At 49.5% G+C, this 1869-nt stretch carries 1 protein-coding gene; it reads right to left on the reverse strand.

What is annotated here, in order from left to right:
* A partial coding sequence (locus VN105_RS27770; protein WP_325646402.1) for a cobaltochelatase subunit CobN occupies positions 1–1869 on the reverse strand: 1869 nt, incomplete at both ends.

Raw genomic sequence — 1869 nt, forward strand, 5'->3', positions numbered from 1 at the left:
AATAGTTAGCACCCTCTTGCTTATAAGCTAAAGAAACTGCTTTATCCAACAATAGCATCAGATTTGGAAACAGGTCACGGTATAAGCCGGACGGCGTGATGACCACGTCGATACGCGGTCGCCTAAGAGCAGTATCTGCAATTGCCTCTACTCCTTTCAACCGACCAAAGCCATCGTAAGTAGGTTTTATCCCTAATAAACTCAATATCTGGGATTCCATAATACCTTCATGCCGGATGGTTTCCACTGACCATAGGTTAAATCCCACTTTGTCCGGATACTGCCCATCGTGTCTGCCACGGTAATCAGCGATCAACTGATTAGCAAGCTTCTCCCCTTCCCGATAGGTGTCTATGGTAGGGATACGGTCGGGATCAAAGGAATAAAAATTCTTTCCTGTAGGAAGTGCCGAAGGATTCCGGATGGGGTCATTACCTGAACCCGCTTCTATATACTTTCCGTTAAGGGCTGTCATCAGTGCATCCAGCTCTCGTGGGCCGCTGATCATAATGCGCTGGTAAACATCCATCAGTAGCACGGCTAGTGAATCCTTTGGTATCTCCTGCATCCGCCCAACGATAGCTTCCGCCGTTTTCATAGCCATTACGGAATCTGGCGATTGCCCAAACGTATGCATCCCCATTGGAGTAAGCGTCTCCTGGATTTCCTGCAGGTAGTGTTCCAGTCTTTGCACATCTTCTGCTTTAATGCCGCCTTCAACACCTAGATCCTTCTCTATATTTGCCTGCCTGGCCAGTCGATTGATTGTGCGCAGATGAACAGCCGCTAGTGCTTCACTTTTGCCGGAAGCCACATCATAATCGTTGATGGCTCCCGCAAGTTCACGCAGCTCGGGTCTTAAAGTGGCCTGATCGAAGGGCGGCGTTAGGTGATCAATAATCACGGCCATTCCACGTCTTTTGGCCTGTGTTCCTTCCCCTACATTGTCCATAATGTAGGGATAGATGTTAACCATGTTGCCCATCAGCGCTTCCGGAGCATCATCGTCATCAAACCCCACTTCACGTCCTGAAAGCCATTCCTGTGTTCCATGTGTTCCCAGATGGATGACCGCATCGGCGGGCATTCCTTTTTGCAGGTACAGATAAAAGGCAACGTATTGGTGATGTGGAGGAAGCGAAACATCGTGGTACAAGGCCTGAGCATCTTCGTCCCAACCCCTGGCCGGTTGAGGCATCAGGTTAATATTGCCGTAGGCGATTTGAGGCAAAACAAAATAGATCTTTCCCTCCGGAGCGCGCCAGGTCATAATCTTCGAGTCTTCGGGCTCACCCCACTTTTTTATCACCTGCTTTTGGAAAGCAGGATGTAGCTGCCCGAACCATTTTTTATAGGTCTCCACAGGAACTAGTACAGGATGCGTTTCCCGGACCAATCTATCCAGTTCCGCCGGCGCCCAGGTGCCGATGTTACGGCCTCCGTTCATGACGTCATCAAACACGGCACCTGAATCAGGGGCTTGACCACCAAGGTCATATTTCGCTTCGTCCATACGTTTTAAAATGGCTGTCAGGCTCTTAGGCAGCACATTCAGATAACTGGCACCAATATTATTTTTACCCGGATGCCCGTTATAATAGATCAGCGCAATTTTTTTATCCCGATTTGCTAGGCTTTGCAATCTTGACCACGCTTTTACACGCCCCACCAACCTTCGTACACGGCTTTCAGGCGCGTATTTGACGCGATATCCGGCCGCACCGGTTGGTGCTACGGATTCGGTTGTTGCCGCTATTATAGGCTGTATCTGACCGCTTAGTTCCTGACGCGCAAGCGATAAGGCTCGTGCCGCAAGTGGTATCCCTAAGGAGGAAGCATGCCAAGCTGCTGTATCGTCATTGATTGTTA

The organism is Chitinophaga sp. (genome assembly GCF_035564935.1).
Lineage (GTDB): Bacteria > Bacteroidota > Bacteroidia > Chitinophagales > Chitinophagaceae > Chitinophaga.